The sequence below is a fragment of the Bradyrhizobium lablabi genome, assembly GCF_018129385.1.
GTDB lineage: Bacteria > Pseudomonadota > Alphaproteobacteria > Rhizobiales > Xanthobacteraceae > Bradyrhizobium > Bradyrhizobium lablabi_C.
Map to the genome: position 1 here is coordinate 54,581 of NZ_JAFCLN010000028.1, position 16,068 is coordinate 70,648.

The 16,068-nt window shown below is 63.7% G+C and carries 14 protein-coding genes; 8 read left to right on the top strand and 6 right to left on the bottom strand.

What is annotated here, in order from left to right; genetic code table 11:
* Nucleotides 1–109: 109 nt before the first annotated feature.
* Nucleotides 110–1,789, top strand: a complete 1,680-nt coding sequence (ggt, locus tag JQ628_RS32325; RefSeq protein ID WP_212230085.1) for a gamma-glutamyltransferase — start codon at nt 110–112, stop codon at nt 1,787–1,789.
* Between the two features lie 132 nt (nt 1,790–1,921).
* On the opposite strand, the gene JQ628_RS32330 is transcribed toward ggt, so the two are convergent.
* A complete protein-coding gene (locus JQ628_RS32330; RefSeq protein ID WP_212230087.1) occupies nt 1,922–3,277 on the bottom strand; it encodes a serine protease in 1,356 nt (451 codons plus the stop codon).
* Between the two features lie 231 nt (nt 3,278–3,508).
* Between JQ628_RS32330 and JQ628_RS32335 the strand changes: the two genes are divergently transcribed.
* The gene (locus tag JQ628_RS32335; protein ID WP_212230089.1) at nt 3,509–4,309 is read left to right on the top strand and encodes a HesA/MoeB/ThiF family protein; all 801 of its coding nucleotides are present in this window, start codon (nt 3,509–3,511) and stop codon (nt 4,307–4,309) included.
* A 2-nt stretch (nt 4,310–4,311) separates the two neighbouring features.
* On the opposite strand, the gene JQ628_RS32340 is transcribed toward JQ628_RS32335, so the two are convergent.
* Nucleotides 4,312–5,319 (bottom strand): aldo/keto reductase, encoded by a 1,008-nt coding sequence (locus JQ628_RS32340; RefSeq protein ID WP_212230091.1) that lies wholly within the window; start codon nt 5,317–5,319, stop codon nt 4,312–4,314.
* A gap of 121 nt (nt 5,320–5,440) precedes the next feature.
* On the opposite strand from JQ628_RS32340, the gene JQ628_RS32345 reads away from it, so the two are divergent.
* Nucleotides 5,441–6,358, top strand: coding sequence for a LysR family transcriptional regulator (locus JQ628_RS32345; RefSeq protein WP_212230092.1), 918 nt, complete (start codon nt 5,441–5,443; stop codon nt 6,356–6,358).
* Between the two features lie 123 nt (nt 6,359–6,481).
* On the opposite strand, the gene JQ628_RS32350 is transcribed toward JQ628_RS32345, so the two are convergent.
* Nucleotides 6,482–7,483, bottom strand: coding sequence for a 2-hydroxyacid dehydrogenase (locus tag JQ628_RS32350; protein ID WP_212230094.1), 1,002 nt, complete (start codon nt 7,481–7,483; stop codon nt 6,482–6,484).
* 324 nt (nt 7,484–7,807) lie between these two features.
* On the opposite strand from JQ628_RS32350, the gene JQ628_RS32355 reads away from it, so the two are divergent.
* The gene (locus tag JQ628_RS32355; RefSeq protein ID WP_212230095.1) at nt 7,808–8,332 is read left to right on the top strand and encodes an SH3 domain-containing protein; all 525 of its coding nucleotides are present in this window, start codon (nt 7,808–7,810) and stop codon (nt 8,330–8,332) included.
* Between the two features lie 131 nt (nt 8,333–8,463).
* Here JQ628_RS32355 and irrA read toward each other — a convergent pair whose 3' ends face one another.
* Nucleotides 8,464–8,955, bottom strand: a complete 492-nt coding sequence (irrA, locus tag JQ628_RS32360) for an iron response transcriptional regulator IrrA (RefSeq protein ID WP_283815860.1) — start codon at nt 8,953–8,955, stop codon at nt 8,464–8,466.
* Between the two features lie 414 nt (nt 8,956–9,369).
* On the opposite strand from irrA, the gene fabA reads away from it, so the two are divergent.
* From fabA to fabI, 3 genes are all read left to right on the top strand, one after another.
* Nucleotides 9,370–9,897 carry a 3-hydroxyacyl-[acyl-carrier-protein] dehydratase FabA gene (gene fabA / locus JQ628_RS32365; protein WP_212230097.1) on the top strand — a complete coding sequence of 176 codons (528 nt, stop codon included), beginning with the start codon at nt 9,370–9,372 and terminating at the stop codon, nt 9,895–9,897.
* An 81-nt stretch (nt 9,898–9,978) separates the two neighbouring features.
* Nucleotides 9,979–11,202: a beta-ketoacyl-ACP synthase I gene (gene fabB / locus JQ628_RS32370; RefSeq protein WP_212230100.1), complete on the top strand. Its 1,224-nt coding sequence runs from the start codon at nt 9,979–9,981 to the stop codon at nt 11,200–11,202.
* A gap of 141 nt (nt 11,203–11,343) precedes the next feature.
* Nucleotides 11,344–12,150, top strand: a complete 807-nt coding sequence (fabI, locus tag JQ628_RS32375; protein WP_212230102.1) for an enoyl-ACP reductase FabI — start codon at nt 11,344–11,346, stop codon at nt 12,148–12,150.
* Between the two features lie 18 nt (nt 12,151–12,168).
* Here fabI and JQ628_RS32380 read toward each other — a convergent pair whose 3' ends face one another.
* Nucleotides 12,169–12,768 carry a glutathione S-transferase family protein gene (locus JQ628_RS32380; RefSeq protein ID WP_212230104.1) on the bottom strand — a complete coding sequence of 200 codons (600 nt, stop codon included), beginning with the start codon at nt 12,766–12,768 and terminating at the stop codon, nt 12,169–12,171.
* Nucleotides 12,769–12,959: 191 nt separating this feature from the next.
* A complete protein-coding gene (locus tag JQ628_RS32385) occupies nt 12,960–13,424 on the bottom strand; it encodes a GNAT family N-acetyltransferase (RefSeq protein ID WP_212230106.1) in 465 nt (154 codons plus the stop codon).
* A gap of 151 nt (nt 13,425–13,575) precedes the next feature.
* On the opposite strand from JQ628_RS32385, the gene katG reads away from it, so the two are divergent.
* On the top strand, nt 13,576–15,720 hold the full coding sequence (gene katG, locus JQ628_RS32390) for a catalase/peroxidase HPI (RefSeq protein ID WP_212230108.1): 2,145 nt from the start codon (nt 13,576–13,578) through the stop codon (nt 15,718–15,720).
* Nucleotides 15,721–16,068: the final 348 nt, after the last annotated feature.

Here is a 16,068-nt window from a genome sequence, read left to right on the forward strand (position 1 = left end):
TTTATGATGGAGAATTATAGGTAGCTGCCTATTCCGTAGCAATACTGGAACGCGAGCCGGAAAAGCTGTCGAATACAACAAGACAAAGAAGAACGAGCAGGGAGCAATCATGAACAGCAACTGGCGCCATCGCACGGCGACGAGCTTTGTGTGCGAGAAGCAGCCGGCGAGTTCCAGCCGCGGCATGGTGGTGAGCAACCATCCGCTGGCATCCGCCGCGGGGGCCGAGATGCTGGCCGCCGGCGGCAACGCGATCGATGCGGCGATCGCCACGCTGTTCACGCTGACGGTGGTGGAGCCGATGATGGTCGGCATCATCGGCGGCGGCATGGCGCATATCCGCCTCGCCGACGGCAGCCACCGCTTCATCGACGGCCAGAGCACGGTGCCGCTGGCGGTGCGCCCGGATACCTACACGTCGAAACCCGGTTCGGCGCACGATGTGTTCGACACCGTCGGCGATGAGAATCTCAACGGCCCGAAAGCGGTCGCGGTGCCGGGCTCGCTAAAAGCCTGGTGCGAAACGCTGGCGCGGTTCGGCACCATGAGCCTTGCCGACGTCATGCAGCCCGCGATCAAGCATGCCTCGCGCGGTTACGCCGCGACGCCTTATCTGCATGAATGCATCACCGACAGCGCCGTGGAGATGCGCAAGGACAAGCCGATCTCGGCGATCTATCTGCCGAAGGGCGAGCCGCTGAAGCCCGGCGAGCGCGTCGTGCAATCGGAATATGCGGAGACGCTGGCCTACATCGCGCAGCATGGCGAGGGCGCGCTCTACAACGGTCTGCTCGGCAATGTCCTCGTCGACTACATGAAGGCGAAAGGCGGTTTTATCGCGCACGAGGATTTGCGAACCTACCAGACCGTCGAGCGGCAACCGATCCGTTGCGACTACCGCGGCTGGGAAATTCTGGGGCCGCCGCCGCCCGCAGCCTCCGGCGTGCACATCACGCAAATGCTCAACATTCTCGAAGGCTGGGACATCACCACAAGCGGCTTCGGCACCGCGCAGACCATCCACTACCTCGCCGAAGTCCTGAAGATCGCCTTTGCCGACCGCGAGGCGGCGAGCGGCGATCCCGCCTACGTCAACGTGCCGGTAGAGCGCCTGACCTCAAAGACCTATGCCGACGAGCGCCGCCGCGCCATCGATCCTGCCCGCGCACAAAAATGGGGCGCGGGCATCGCGCAGCTCGAAAGCGCCGACACCACCCACATGACGGCGGCGGATGCGTTCGGCAACGTGGTCGCAACCACGCAGACCATCAACAATCTGTTCGGCGCGAAGATTTTGATTCCCGGCCTTGGCACGATCCCGAACAATTACATGAATCTCTACGATCCGCGTCCCGGCCATGCGCTGTCGCTGGCGCCGGGCAAGCGGGTCACCACCTCGATGTCGCCGATGATGGCGCTGCAAAACGGCAAGCTGCGCTACGCGCTAGGCCTGCCCGGCGGAAAGCGCATCTTTCCAAGCGCGATGCAGGCGCTGATCAATCTGATCGACCACGGCATGAGCTTGCAGGAAGCGGTCGAGGCGCCGCGGGTATGGACGGAAGGCAATGCGCTCGAGGTGGAGCAGGGCGTGCCGGAGAGCGTGCGCGCAAAACTCGCGGCGATGGGTCACTTGATACAGGTGATGCCGACGGTGGCCGGCGGCATGAACGCGATCGAGTTTGGCGACGACGGCCGCATGCTCGGCGCCGCCTGCTGGCGCGCCGACGGCACGCCGGTCGGGATTGCCGGAGGGCTGGCGCGTGCGGGGGTGAGGTTTACATTGCGGTGAGGGGCAATATCTCGCCTCACCAAAACTCGTCATACCCGCGAAGGCGGGTATCCAGTACGCCGCGGCGTCTCGGCTTTATCGCGACTGCTCTGGAATACTGGATCATCCGCTTTCGCGGATGATGACGGCGAACTACTTCCGCACACAGATCACGCGCACCACGGACGATTTCGCATCCGTCCCGCCGCCCGACGCACTCACGCCGTTCGCCTTCAGAAACTCGCGCACCGCATCGGCCGGCACCAGTGCGGCCTGCGCCGTGGGCGTGCCGTTCGTTGCAAGTCCCGCGACCTGCACCGGCTTGAGCTGCACGAGGCCGGCAAATTTTCCATCCGCATCGACAGCCGCGGCGCCGGAAAAGCCGAGTGCGGGCGGCGGCGATACCACGGTATCGCTGACCTGCACCTTCGCGCTGCTCACCGCATTGCCGCCGCCCTGGTTCTGCGGATCGGCGATGCCGACAAGGTCGACCGCCGTCTTCGCGCCGCCCGCAAGGTTGAAAGGCTTCAGCCCGCGCGCGCCGTAAATCCGCAGCAGCGCCAGGTCGCGCTCCTTGTCCTCGGCGGCGCGGTCGGCATGACCATGGCCGGCAATCGCGATCGCGATGCAGCCGTCGATCAACTGGCGGTCGGTGATAATAGCGCCGTCGTCGCTGACGACGATGCCGGTGCCGTATTCGACCGTCTTGCGCGGCGGCGGGCCCGCAGCCTGCGCGCCGGTCGGAAACGCATTGAATGCGCTCGACATCGCGATCACGACCGGCTCGACGGTATTTTCGACCGCCTGATCGTACAGGATGGTGAGGATGCGGACTTCGTCGCCCTTGAACGTGCCGCGCATGTAAAACTTCTTCAGCCCCTGGAGGCCCGACAGCACGAAGAAGTCCGGCTTGACCACGGTGTAGTCGATGCTGCGGCCGGCTTCCTTCTTTTCCCGCTCGGCGAGCTTTGCCGTGGTGGGACTGGTTTCCTTGCGCCGCGTCAGCACGATCTGCGTGGTGCCGGTCGGCGAGGTCCATTTGGTGCCGCTGGCATCGCTCGCCGACTGCGGCACCAGTTTGGTCGGGATGCCGAGCCGCACGCCGGTGCCGGGATCGGTGATGATCTTCCACCCCGCGTTTTCCTGCCGCCGCCTTGCGGTGTCGGCCAGGATGCCGCGCTCCTGCGGGTTGAGCACGCCGGTCTGTTTGGCGCCGCGGCTCTTCTGGAATTCCTTGATCGCATTGACCATGCGCTCGCTGACTTCGCCGGTGATGGCGCCGTTATATTCCCCGACCCAGGCGAGGTCGGATTGCAGCGCCAGCCGCTCGGCCTGCGCCATCGCATTGGCGGTATCGGCCGGGGTCTGCGTCGCCGGGCGAATTCGGGTGGTCGTCACCGCCTTCGGCTTGGCGCCGGCGGTCGAGGGCGGCGTCATCTGCGCCAGCGCAGCCGGCCCGGACACCCCGATCGCCGCCACCAATAGGGTTGCCGAAAGCACCGGTCTCATGACAAATCCCAAGCAATATGCGTTGAAATATCGGGGTTATTGCAGGTCTGCCCGATTATGCACATCTGCTTGGTCGGCAACAACCGGACGCCGGTTCAGAATAGGTCCTCATCCTGAGGAGCGCGAAGCGCGTCTCGAAGGATGGGCCACGGGCTCTCATGGTTCGAGACGCGCGAAGACGCGCTCCTCACCATGAGGGCAGAGAGTGATGAGGCGAGGAACTGGTCCGAAATGCTGAGCGCCAAAGAACTCGAACGATACGCCCGCCATATCGTGCTGCGCGAGGTCGGCGGTCCCGGCCAGGCTGCGCTGAAGGAGGCCTCCGTGCTGGTGATCGGCGCCGGCGGCCTTGGCGCGCCGGCGCTGATGTATCTGGCGGCCGCCGGCGTCGGCACGCTGGGGGTGGTCGATGACGACGTCGTCTCGCTGTCCAACCTCCAGCGCCAGATCATCCACACCACGCCGGAGATCGGCCGGCTCAAGGTGGACAGCGCGGCGGAACAGATCCGCGCGCTCAATCCGCATGTGCTGTTCGAATCCCACGCTGTCAGGCTGAGCGCCGCCAATGCCATGGCCATCATTGGCGGCTACGACCTCGTGCTCGACGGCTCCGACAATTTCGAAACCCGCTATCTCGTCTCCGACGCCTGTTTCCTCGCCGCAAAGCCGCTCATCACCGCCGCGCTCGGCCAGTTCGATGGTTCGCTGACCACGATCCGCGCGCACGAACGCAACGAACAGGGCGAGCTCAATCCCACCTATCGCTGCCTGTTTCCCGAACCGCCTCCATCAGGCACCGTACCGACCTGCGCCGAGGCCGGCGTGATGGGAGCTCTGGCCGGCATATTGGGGTCGATGATGGCGCTGGAGGCGATCCGCGAGATCGTCGGCTTTGGCGAAAGCCTGGTCGGGCGCCTGTTGATGGTCGACGCCCGCGCCATGCGGTTCGAAACGCTGCGTTACCGGCGCGATCCCAACAACCCGCTCAATGGCGATGCGCCTGATATCACCGATTTGAGCGGGCATCGCTGAATTCAGGCGGCCGACGCTTTCCTCTCGCTGTCGAGATGCGCCATCTGCTCGGCGGCGTAGCGCGTGCCGGCAGCGACATCCGGCGGAAACGCGTTTGCCAGCGCGGCGAGATGCGCCGGCGTCAGCTTTACATCGAGCGCGCCCAGCGCCTCCGTCAGCCGGTCGCGCCGCCGCGCGCCGACCAGCGGTACGATGTCGTTGCCCTGCGCCGCCACCCAGGCGATCGCGACCTGTGCCGGCGTAGCCCCGACTTCGTCCGCAATGGCTCGCAGCGAATCCACCAGCGACAGGTTCGCATCGAGATTGCCGCCCTGAAAGCGCGGGCTGGCGAGGCGGAAATCCCGCGCGCCGGTGCGATCCTTTGACCAGTGCCCGCTGATCAGGCCGCGCGACAGCACGCCATAGGCGGTGATGCCGATGCCGAGCTCGCGGCAGGTCTTCAAAATGTCGTTCTCGATGCCGCGCGCGATCAGCGAATATTCGATCTGTAGGTCGACGATCGGATGCACCGCATGAGCCCGGCGGATGGTGTCGGAGCCGACCTCGGAGAGGCCGATATGCCTGACGTAACCGGCCTTCACCATGTCGGCGATGGCGCCAATGGTGTCCTCGACCGGCACCGCGGGATCGAGCCGGGCCGGACGGTAGATGTCGATCGTCTCGGCGCCGAGCCGCTCCAGCGAGTAGGCGAGAAAATTCTTCACCGCGGCGGGCCGGCCATCGATGCCGACAAAGCCGGACGCGGGATCGCGCATGCCGCCGAATTTGACGCTAAGCTGAAGGTTGTCGCGATTGCGCCCGGCGAGCGCCTCGCGGATCAGCATCTCGTTGTGGCCCATGCCGTAGAAGTCGCCGGTGTCGAGCAGCGTGATGCCGGCATCGAGCGCGGCATGAAGGGTGGCGATGCTCTCGCCGCGGTCGGCCGGGCCGTAAAAATCCGACATGCCCATGCAGCCGAGGCCGATGGCAGAGACGGACGGACCGGTTGAGCCGAGCTTGCGCTTTTCCATGGTGGTTCTCCTCGAAATGGCGGCGGGTGTTTGGCGCCGCGAATGACGAGGCCGATATGCGCCATCTCGATTACCGCGATAAGCTGGACAATTCGAAATAGCTTGTTCACTATATCGAACAATGAGCGATCTCGACCTGCGCGATCTCGACGCCTTCGTGGCGGTGGCCCGCACCCGCAATTTCCGCCGGGCGGCGCTGGAGAGCCGCGTCTCGGTTTCCAGCCTCAGCCAGCGGCTGCGCGAGCTGGAGGAGCGGCTTGGCGTGCGCCTGATGAACCGCACCACCCGCAGCGTCGCGCTCACCGAAGCCGGTGAGTTGCTACTGGCACGCGTTGGGCCCGCCATGAGCGATGTCAGCGCGGCGCTCGATGCGGTGCGCGGCCTGCGCGGCGTGCCCTCAGGCCGCCTGCGCATCAACGCGCCGCCGCCGGCGATCGATCTGGTGCTGGCGCCGATGGTGGTGCCGTTCATGCAGGCCCATCCGAAAGTCGATGTCGAGATCATCGGCGAGAGCGCCTTCATCGACATCGTCGATGCCGGATATGACGCCGGCGTGCGCTACGGCGAGCATCTGGCGCAAGACATGATCGCCGTCTCGCTCAGCCCGCCGCAGCGTTATGCCGTGGTCGCCTCGCGCGACTATGTCGAGCGGCACGGCCGGCCAAAACATCCGAAGGATCTGCTCGATCATTCCTGCATCCGCACGCGCTTCGGCAGCGGCGCGATGATGGACTGGGAGTTCGAAAAGGCCGGCCGCGTGGTGAAAGTGTCGCCGCCGGCAAAGCTGATCGCGACCTATCTTGGCCTCGCCATGCGCGCCGTCCTTGACGGCGCCGGCTATTGGGCGACCTTCGAAGGCTATGTGCGCGAGCACGTGAAGTCGGGCGCGCTGGTCAGCGTGCTCGACGACTGGTGCGACCCGTTCCCGGGGCCGTTTTTGTATTACCCGAGCCGCCGCCAGCCGCCGCCTGCGCTGGCGGCGTTTGTGGCGTTCGTCGCCGAGTGGCGGAAGCAGGAGGGGCGCAAGCCGAAAGGCTAAGGGATCAAAGCGTGCGGCTGTGACACCGCTGGATGCGGTGTGTCCTGCCGGACCGGACCCCAAGTCCTACTGTGCATGGGGTTGTTTTGCGAGTTTTGATCCGGACCTCGCCCGGCAGCACTCTTACAGCATGCTCGGCAGCACGCGATCCGGCGGCTTGTGGTTGTCGAGGAAGGTTCTGATGTTGATGATCACCTTCTCGCCCATGTCGACGCGGCCCTCGATGGTGGCCGAGCCCATATGCGGCAGCAGCGTCACCTTGCCGGCCCTGCCCAGCCGCACCAGCTTTGGATTGACCGCCGGCTCGTGCTCGTAGACGTCGAGCCCGGCGCCGCCGAGTTCGCCGGTTTCAAGCAACTTGATCATGGTGTCTTCGTCGACCACGCCGCCGCGCGCGGTGTTGACGATATAGGCGTCCTTGCGGATCAGCTTCAGCCGCCGCGCCGAGAGCAGGTGATAGGTCGCCGGCGTATGCGGACAGTTGACGGAGATGATGTCCATCCGCGCCAGCATCTGGTCGAGGCTTTCCCAATAGGTCGCCCCTAGTTCCTCGGCGATCTGCGGCGCCACCGGGCGGCGGTTGTGATAGTGGATCTGGAGGCCGAAGGCGCGGGCGCGGCGCGCCACCGCCTGGCCGATGCGGCCCATGCCGATGATGCCGAGGCGCTTGCCGCCGATGCGATGGCCGAGCATCCAGGTCGGTGACCAGCCCGGCCAGTTCTTGCCCTCGGGCAGGATGGCGGCGCCCTCGATCAGCCGCCGCGGCACCGCCAGGATCAGCGCCATGGTCATGTCGGCCGTGTCTTCGGTCAAAACCTTGGGCGTGTTTGTTACGGTGATGCCGCGGGCGTGCGCCGCGGCGACGTCGATATTGTCGACGCCGTTGCCGAAATTGGCGATCAGCCGCAGCTTGCAGTCGGGTTGCGCGAGCACGGCTTCGTTGATTTCGTCGGTGACGGTGGGCACCAGCACGTCGGCGGTGCGCGCGGCTTCCGCGATCTGCTCCGATGTCATCGGCGTGTCGTCGAGATTGAGCCTTGCGTCGAACAATTCGCGCATCCGCGTCTCGATCGAATCCGGCAATTTGCGTGTGACGACGACGAGAGGCTTTTTCTTAACCGACATATCCTGCTCTCGTGAGGCAAAGGGCTCGCAAAGCGCGCCGTTCAGACCTCGTTAACCCGGGTGTTCGACACTGCGCTTTGCCGCGCGGTCCCGGGTATTTCCTTGGGGTTCCCCCGGATATTGGCCCGGAAATTCTCCGGGAAATTCCGGCGTTTTGGCGTTCCGTCCTCTCTAGCAGAAGACCGGGCCAAGACAAGAACCCACAGGACTGACAAGCCGAGGTGCGACACGGGGCGCGGCACAGGGGTGTTGGGGTTTGGCGTTCGTTACGGGGATCGGCTCGAAGGATTCGGGTTGAACGGTTCTCGGCAGGAGACGGGTTTGATGGCGTGGGGGCGTGTTGGTTCGGTGCTGGTCCTGGCAGCGTTGATGCTGGGTGCGTCAGTCGGAACGGGACATTCGGCGAAGGATTCCGTCACCACCAGCGGCTTGCCGATTCCGCGCTATGTCAGCCTCAAATCCGATCATGTGAATGTCCGCGCCGGCCCGACCAAGGACAATGACGTGGCCTGGACCTATACGCGCTCGGGCCTGCCGGTCGAGATCACGGCCGAATTCGAGAACTGGCGCAGGGTGCGCGATTCCGAAGGCGCCGAGGGCTGGGTCTATCACTCCATGCTGTCCGGCCGCCGCACCGCCGTCGTCACCATGAAGAGCAAGGACGATCTGGCGCCGATCTACGACCGCGCCGATCCGGGCAGCGCAATTGCCGCGCGGCTACAGGCCGGCGTGGTGACGCAGGTGAAGAAGTGCACGGGTGGCTGGTGCCGCGTCGTCGGCAGCGGCTTTGACGGCTGGATCGAACAGCAGCGCCTGTGGGGCGTCTACGCCGACGAGAAGGTGGATTGAGTCCCCGAACAGAATGATGCCGTCATGCCCGGGCTTGACCCGGGCATCCACGTCTTTCTTTTCGCTGCCCCAAAAACGTGGATGGCCGGGACAAGCCCGGCCATGACGACTCAAATTCTGTCCGCGATGGTTCAGCGCTTCTTGCGCAGCCGCACGACCATGTCGACACGGGCGATCTCGTAGCCCTCGGGCACGTCAGGCATCTTCGAGAGCACCAGATGCGGGTCGGGAATGTCGACCAGCTCGTGGTTGTTCTCGAGATAGAAGTGATGGTGCGCCGTCACGTTGGTGTCGAAATAGGTCTTGGTGCCGTCGACGCTGACCTGGCGCAGCAGACCCGCATCGGTGAGCTGGTTGAGCGTGTTGTAGACGGTCGCCAGCGACACCGGAACTTTGGCCAGCGTTGCTTCCTCATAGAGCATTTCCGCGGTGAGGTGGCGCGCGCCCTTGCCGAACAGCAGCCAGCCCAAAGCCATGCGCTGGCGAGTGGGGCGGAGACCAGCGGCCTGCAACATTTCGTTGACGTCATGCCAGGGGCAGCCGGTCAACGTCGGCTGATGTCCAGCCGGGCGTGGCACGGAGTTACCCGCGTCGTCATTCAAGGTGGAAATGTCGTCGGTCATATTCAGGTCGGGCCCGTACTCGCGATTTTTGGCACTATTGCTATGGAATATAGAGGGAAATCTCTCAGATGCAAGTTTTTCGCAACTAGAACCCGGGCAGGTCCCAAGCGGAACGGGACAGGGTTAAGCCGGAACAAGCAGCCCAAAACAGCAATTTACCCCTGCCAATGCTTTGCCGCGTGCAAATGCCTGTGTTAAGAGCGCCCGACTTTAGCTATGCGATTTCGGCAAAGGCGAGCGCCGGTTGCCGCAGGGCTGTCCTGACCCGCGGAAACCAATGGACGTAAGGCGCTTTGGCCTCGCGGAAGTTTTAAGCCATTCCGCACGAAGCGCCCTTCGGGACTAGCATGATCCGGAAAAGTGGATACCGGTTTTCCGAGATGATCATGCTCACGCAAATGAGGTTTTGAGACGATGCTGGATCGCCGCAACGGCTACGAATATGAGGATTTGCTGGCCTGCGGCCGTGGCGAATTGTTCGGACCGGGCAACGCGCAATTACCGCTGCCGCCGATGCTGATGTTCGACCGCATCAGCGAGATTTCGGAAACCGGCGGCGAGTACGGCAAGGGCCTGGTTCGCGCCGAGCTCAGCGTGAATCCGGACCTCTGGTTCTTCGGCTGCCATTTCAAGGGCGATCCGGTGATGCCGGGCTGTCTCGGTCTCGATGCGCTCTGGCAGATGGTGGGTTTCTACCTCGGATGGATCGGCGGCGAAGGCCGCGGACGCGCGCTCGGCCTCGGCGATCTGAAGTTTTCCGGCCAGGTAATGCCGAACGCCCGCAAGATTGTGTACAACGTCGATATCAAGCGGGTGATGCGCCTAAAGCTTTGGCTTGGCATCGCCGATGGCTGGCTTTCGGCCGATGACGAGATTATCTATCGCGCCAAGGATTTGAGAGTGGGGCTCTTGAAGCAGGGTACCGCGATGCCGGGAGCGTAGATCAGCGCTTCCCACCGATCAGGCGGCATACGGCTCGGCGAGAGCCATCACATCAAACGGAAACGACAGGACGAGGCGGTCATGAGGCGGGTTGTCATCACGGGGATGGGTATTGTCTCATCCATCGGAAACAACACCCAGGAAGTATTATCGAGCCTTCATGAGGCGAAGTCCGGCATCACGCATGCCGAAAAGTACAAGGAGCTCGGCTTCCGCTCGCAGGTGTTCGGCTCGCCTACGGTGAACGCGGCCGAGATGATCGACCGCCGCGCGATGCGCTTCCTCGGCGAAGGCGCGGCGTGGAATCACATCGCGATGGAGCAGGCGATTTCGGATGCGGGCCTCAGCCCGTCGGATATCTCGAACGAGCGCACCGGCATCATCATGGGTTCGGGCGGCCCGTCGGCGCGCACCATCGTCGAATCCGCCGACATCACGCGGACCAAGGGACCCAAGCGCGTCGGCCCGTTCGCGGTGCCGAAGGCGATGTCGTCGACGGCGTCCGCCACGCTCGCCACCTGGTTCAAGATCAAGGGCGTGAACTATTCGATCTCGTCAGCCTGCGCGACCTCGAACCATTGCATCGGCAATGCCTATGAGACGATCCAGATCGGCAAGCAGGACATCATCTTCGCCGGCGGCTGCGAGGAGCTGGAATGGTCGCTGTCGGTGCTGTTCGACGCGATGGGTGCGATGTCGTCGAAATACAACGACACGCCCGCGACCGCCTCGCGACCCTATGACATCAGCCGCGACGGTTTTGTGATTGCCGGCGGCGCCGGCGTCGTCGTGCTGGAAGAGCTCGAGCATGCCAAGGCGCGCGGCGCCCGCATTTACGGCGAGATCGTCGGCTATGGCGCGACCTCCGACGGCTACGACATGGTGGCACCGTCGGGTGAGGGCGCCGAGCGCTGCATGCGCATGGCGCTGTCGACCGTGAAGACGCCGATCGATTACATCAACCCGCACGCCACCTCGACGCCGGCCGGCGATCCCCCCGAGATCGAGGCGATCCGAAAGGTGTTCGGCACCGGCGAAAAATGCCCGCCGATCTCGGCGACCAAGGCGCTGACCGGCCATTCGCTCGGCGCCACCGGCGTGCAGGAATCGATCTATTCGCTGCTGATGATGAACAACGGCTTCATTTGCGAAAGCGCCCACATCACCGAGCTCGACCCGGTATTTGCCGACATGCCGATCGTGCGCAAGCGCATCGACAACGCCAAGCTCGGCACCGTGCTGTCGAACTCCTTCGGCTTCGGCGGCACCAACGCCACGCTGGTGTTCAAGCGGCTGGATGCGTGATTTTAAGTTGCTCGTCATGCCCCGCGAAGGCGGGGCATCCAGTACCCCGCGGCCCATCGATTTCAACCACTGACGCCTCTGGAATACTGGATCACCCGCTTTCGCGGGTGATGACGCCGGAATGATGGGAGCGACCGAACAATGCAGGACCTGATGAAAGGCAAACGCGGTCTGATCATGGGCATCGCCAATGATCATTCGATCGCCTGGGGCATTGCCAGGGCGCTGGCCGCGCAGGGCGCCGAGATGGCGTTCACCTATCAGGGCGAGGCGCTCGGCAGGCGCGTCAAGCCGCTCGCGGAGCAGCTCAAGGTCGACACCGTGCTGCCCTGTGACGTCGAGGACATCGCCAGCGTCGATGCCGTGTTCGAGGCGTTGCGCGCGAAGTGGGGCCATCTCGATTTCCTGGTGCACGCCATCGGCTTCTCCGACAAGAACGAGCTGAAGGGCCGCTACGCCGACACCACGCGCGCCAATTTCTCGCGCACCATGGTGATCTCCTGCTTCTCGTTCACCGAAGTCGCAAAGCGCGCCGCCGACATGATGCCGGAGTCCGGCGGCAGCATGATCACGCTGACGTTCGACGGCTCGATGCGCGTGATGCCGAATTACAATGTGATGGGTGTGGCCAAGGCGGCGCTGGAAGCTTCGGTGCGTTACCTCGCCGCCGATTTCGGCTCGCGCAACATCCGCGTCAACGCGGTCTCTGCCGGCCCGATCCGCACGCTTGCCGGCTCCGGCATCGGCGACGCGCGCGTAATGTTCGCCTTCCAGCAGAAGAACTCGCCGCTCGGCCGCGGCGTCACGCTGGAAGAGCTCGGCGGATCGGCGCTGTATTTGTTGTCGGACCTCTCCGGCGGCGTCACCGGCGAAGTCCACTATGTCGATTCCGGCTACAACATCATCTCGATGCCCCGCCCGGAAGCGCTGAAGGGGGCGATGGAGTAAGTCCCCTGGCGACGGCGATCACGCCCTCTCCGCGATCTTCTCTGCGCGCTGGAACGCCGGGCGCGCCACGCAGCGGTCGATATAGGCGTCGAACGCCGGCCGCGGCGGCACCATCTTGAACATCCGCACCGCGAAGTGCAGGCCCGCGCCGACCGTGATGTCGGCGGCCGAAAATTTCTCGCCGAGGATCCACGGGCCGTTTTGCAGGGCGGCATCGAGCACGTCGAACACCTGTGTCGAGCTGCCCCACGCCGCCGTGCTGGGCGGAACCTCAAGCTTGGTGAAGATCTGGATCAGCGCCGGCTCGATGCAGCTCGGCGAGAACAACAACCATTGCAGATATTTTGCACGCAGCGCATCGTTCACGCCGGGCGCCAGTTTCGTCTCGGGATAGCGGTCCGCGATGTAGGCGCAGATCGCGGCGGTTTCTCCAAGCGCGGCATCGCCGTCGGTCAGCGCCGGCACCTTGCCCATCGGATTGATCTTCAGATATTCCGGCGCCTTCTGCGCGCCGGTCGTGATGTCAGTCAGCACCCGCTCGTACGGCAGCCGGGTCTCTTCCATCAGCCAGATCGCGGTGAACGAACGCGAGCGCGGCGACCAGTAGAGTTTTATCATGACGAAGCCTCCCTCATAAACGTAGAACGTAGATCACGCCGGGCGTTCATCCCTCGTGCGATACCTCTCATTCCCTGAGATATTGCGACAGAATATTGTCGAGTTTTCTTAGAGACGAAGGTGGTACGAAAGACGCGTCTCACTAGAACGAGCCGGCGGCCTCCGCAACCGCTTTTGCCGATCTTCAACTACTAGCCGGCTCCTTCCGTCTTCCACCGATAATATTTCATCATGAAGCCGGTCGCGGGCGCGACTTCTTCCTTTTCGAACACAAAGCCTTCGCGCTCGTACCAGCGCCAGGCTTTTTCATTCTCGCGCACGCAGCGCAGCCAGATTTCGTCGGGCAGCTGTGTTCGCGTGAAGGCGAGCAGCTCTCTTCCCAGGTTCTGTCCCTGCCAGCGCGGTGCGACAAATAGCTGGTCGAGATATTTTTGCGGCAAGTGCAGTGCCAGCATGGCCGCCAGCAGCCCCTGATCATCGGCGACGAACAGGCTCCAGCCGTTTTCGATCTCATGGCGGATGCGGGCGCGCAAATTCGCCAGCAGGAAATTGCTGGCTTCCGCCAGCCCGGTCGAGACCCAGCTCTCCATCCAGACGCGGGCGACTTCGTCATATTCGTCCGGCAAAGCGGGACGGATGGTAACGGACGATGACATCTGGTGTTTGTCCCCGAAGTGATGTCCGCACCTGTCATCTGATCATCAGAATAACTTATTGCGTTCATCATTAAATTCGACTTCACCTGATAAAGGCGCCTGCTTAGAGTGCCTCTAATCCCATCACGAAGCGACCGCCAAGGAGGCAATCATGGATGATCAAACCAAATGCCCGTTTTCGGGCCATACACGCACGAACCGTGACTGGTGGCCGGACTCGCTGGACGTTTCGGTTCTCCACCGCAATTCCAATCTGTCCGATCCGATGGGCAAGACGTTCGACTACGCCAAGGAGTTCAAGACCCTCGACCTCAATGCCGTGATCAAGGATCTGCACGCGCTCATGACGGAGTCGCAGCCGTGGTGGCCGGCCGACTTCGGTCACTATGGCGGTCTGATGATCCGCATGGCCTGGCACAGCGCGGGCACCTACCGCATCACCGACGGCCGCGGCGGCGCCGGACAAGGTCAGCAGCGCTTTGCGCCGCTCAATAGCTGGCCCGATAATGCCAACCTCGACAAGGCGCGCCGCTTGCTGTGGCCGATCAAGCAGAAATACGGCAGCAAACTCTCGTGGGCCGACCTGATGATTCTCGCCGGCAACGTCGCGCTGGAATCGATGGGCTTCAAGACCTTTGGTTTTGCCGGTGGCCGCGCCGACGTCTGGGAGCCGGAAGAGCTGTTCTGGGGTCCCGAAGGCACCTGGCTCGGCGATGAGCGCTACAGCGGCGAACGCCAGCTCGCCGAGCCGCTCGGCGCTGTGCAGATGGGCCTGATTTACGTCAATCCGGAAGGCCCGAACGGCAACCCGGATCCCGTCGCAGCCGCCAAGGACATCCGTGAAACCTTCTTCCGCATGGCGATGAACGACGAAGAGACCGTCGCGCTGATTGCCGGCGGCCACTCCTTCGGCAAGACCCACGGCGCGGGCGATCCGTCGCTGGTGGGACCGGAGCCGGAAAGCGGCGCGCTCGAGGATCAGGGTTTGGGGTGGAAGAGCAAGCACGGCACCGGCATCGGCGCGGACGCCATCACCGGCGGTCCGGAAGTCACCTGGACGCAGACGCCGACCAAGTGGAGCAACCTCTTTTTCAAGAACCTGTTCGAGAACGAATGGGAGCTGACCAAGAGCCCGGCCGGCGCCAAGCAGTGGAAGGCAAAGGGCGCGGAAGCCTCGATCCCCGACGCCTTCGACACGTCGAAGAAGCATGTGCCGACCATGCTGACCACCGACCTGTCGCTGCGTCTCGACCCCGCATACGAAAAGATCTCGCGTCGCTTCTACGAGAATCCGGACCAGTTCGCCGATGCATTCGCGCGCGCCTGGTTCAAGCTCACGCATCGCGACATGGGCCCCCGTGCGCGCTATCTCGGCCCGCTGGTGCCGAAGGAAACGCTGATCTGGCAGGACCCGATTCCGGCCCCGAGCCATCCGCCGCTCGGCGAAGCCGATATCACGGCGCTGAAGGCAAAGATCCTCGCCTCCGGCCTGACGGTGTCGCAACTGGTCTCGACTGCATGGGCGTCGGCCTCGACCTACCGCGGTTCCGACAAGCGCGGCGGCGCCAATGGCGCGCGCATTCGCCTTGCCCCGCAGAAGGACTGGGAGGTCAACCAGCCGGCTGAACTGAAGACCGTGCTGGCCAAGTTAGAGGCGATCCAGAAGGAATCCGGCAAGGTCTCGGTGGCCGATCTGATCGTGCTCGGCGGCGCTGCGGCGGTCGAAAAGGCCGCCAAGGATGCCGGCGTCGACGTGAAGGTGCCTTTCACGCCGGGCCGCGCGGATGCCACGCAGGACCAGACCGATGTCGAGTCCTTTGCTCCGCTCGAGCCGCGGGCCGACGGCTTCCGCAACTACGTCAACGCCAAGCGGCATCAGTTCATGGCGCAGGAAGAGGCGCTGGTGGACCGTGCGCAATTGCTCCGGCTGACGGGTCCCGAGATGACGGCTCTTGTTGGCGGCCTGCGCGTGCTCGGCGCCAATTTCGGCAACTCCAAGCATGGCGTGTTCACCAGCAAGCCCGGAACGCTCAGCAACGACTTCTTCCTCAACCTGCTCGACATGAGCACGGTCTGGAATCTGGCCGCCGACGGTACCTATGAAGGCCGCGACCGCAAGACCAATGCGGCCAAGTGGACCGGCACCCGCGTCGACCTGATCTTCGGTTCGCACTCGCAGCTCCGTGCGTTCGCGGAAGTCTATGCCTGTGCGGACTCGAAGGAGAAGTTCGTGAGGGATTTTGTGGCGGCGTGGACCAAGGTGATGAACGCCGACCGCTTTGATATCGCCGCCTGAGCGAGGCGCGACGACACAACATGAAAGCCGGGTGCAGGTTCTCCTGCACCCGGTTTTGTTTTGCCTAAAGCATGATGAGGTTAGGTTCGGATTCCACCACGAGGGAGGTGCACTCCCTCTCCCGCTTGCGGGCAGGGCTATCGCATATGGCCCATTGAGCGTGTGAGCGAGCCCGGCCTTCATGGTTCGAGACGCGCCGCAGGCGGCGCTCCTCACCATGAGGGTTCTAGGATTTTGCCACGAAACAAGACCTCATCCTGAGGAGCCCGCCAAAGGCGGGCGTCTCGAAGGATGGCCACAACGAAGTCGCCTCATCGAGTCCTCGCTCATATGCGATAGCCCTGCGGC

Coding starts and splice junctions, on each gene's coding strand:
- ggt (WP_212230085.1), top strand. CDS start 110: ATGAACAGCAACTGGCGCCATCGCACGGCGACGAGCTTTGTGTGCGAG.
- JQ628_RS32330 (WP_212230087.1), bottom strand. CDS start 3,277: ATGAGACCGGTGCTTTCGGCAACCCTATTGGTGGCGGCGATCGGGGTG.
- JQ628_RS32335 (WP_212230089.1), top strand. CDS start 3,509: ATGCTGAGCGCCAAAGAACTCGAACGATACGCCCGCCATATCGTGCTG.
- JQ628_RS32340 (WP_212230091.1), bottom strand. CDS start 5,319: ATGGAAAAGCGCAAGCTCGGCTCAACCGGTCCGTCCGTCTCTGCCATC.
- JQ628_RS32345 (WP_212230092.1), top strand. CDS start 5,441: ATGAGCGATCTCGACCTGCGCGATCTCGACGCCTTCGTGGCGGTGGCC.
- JQ628_RS32350 (WP_212230094.1), bottom strand. CDS start 7,483: ATGTCGGTTAAGAAAAAGCCTCTCGTCGTCGTCACACGCAAATTGCCG.
- JQ628_RS32355 (WP_212230095.1), top strand. CDS start 7,808: ATGGCGTGGGGGCGTGTTGGTTCGGTGCTGGTCCTGGCAGCGTTGATG.
- irrA (WP_283815860.1), bottom strand. CDS start 8,955: ATGACCGACGACATTTCCACCTTGAATGACGACGCGGGTAACTCCGTG.
- fabA (WP_212230097.1), top strand. CDS start 9,370: ATGCTGGATCGCCGCAACGGCTACGAATATGAGGATTTGCTGGCCTGC.
- fabB (WP_212230100.1), top strand. CDS start 9,979: ATGAGGCGGGTTGTCATCACGGGGATGGGTATTGTCTCATCCATCGGA.
- fabI (WP_212230102.1), top strand. CDS start 11,344: ATGCAGGACCTGATGAAAGGCAAACGCGGTCTGATCATGGGCATCGCC.
- JQ628_RS32380 (WP_212230104.1), bottom strand. CDS start 12,768: ATGATAAAACTCTACTGGTCGCCGCGCTCGCGTTCGTTCACCGCGATC.
- JQ628_RS32385 (WP_212230106.1), bottom strand. CDS start 13,424: ATGTCATCGTCCGTTACCATCCGTCCCGCTTTGCCGGACGAATATGAC.
- katG (WP_212230108.1), top strand. CDS start 13,576: ATGGATGATCAAACCAAATGCCCGTTTTCGGGCCATACACGCACGAAC.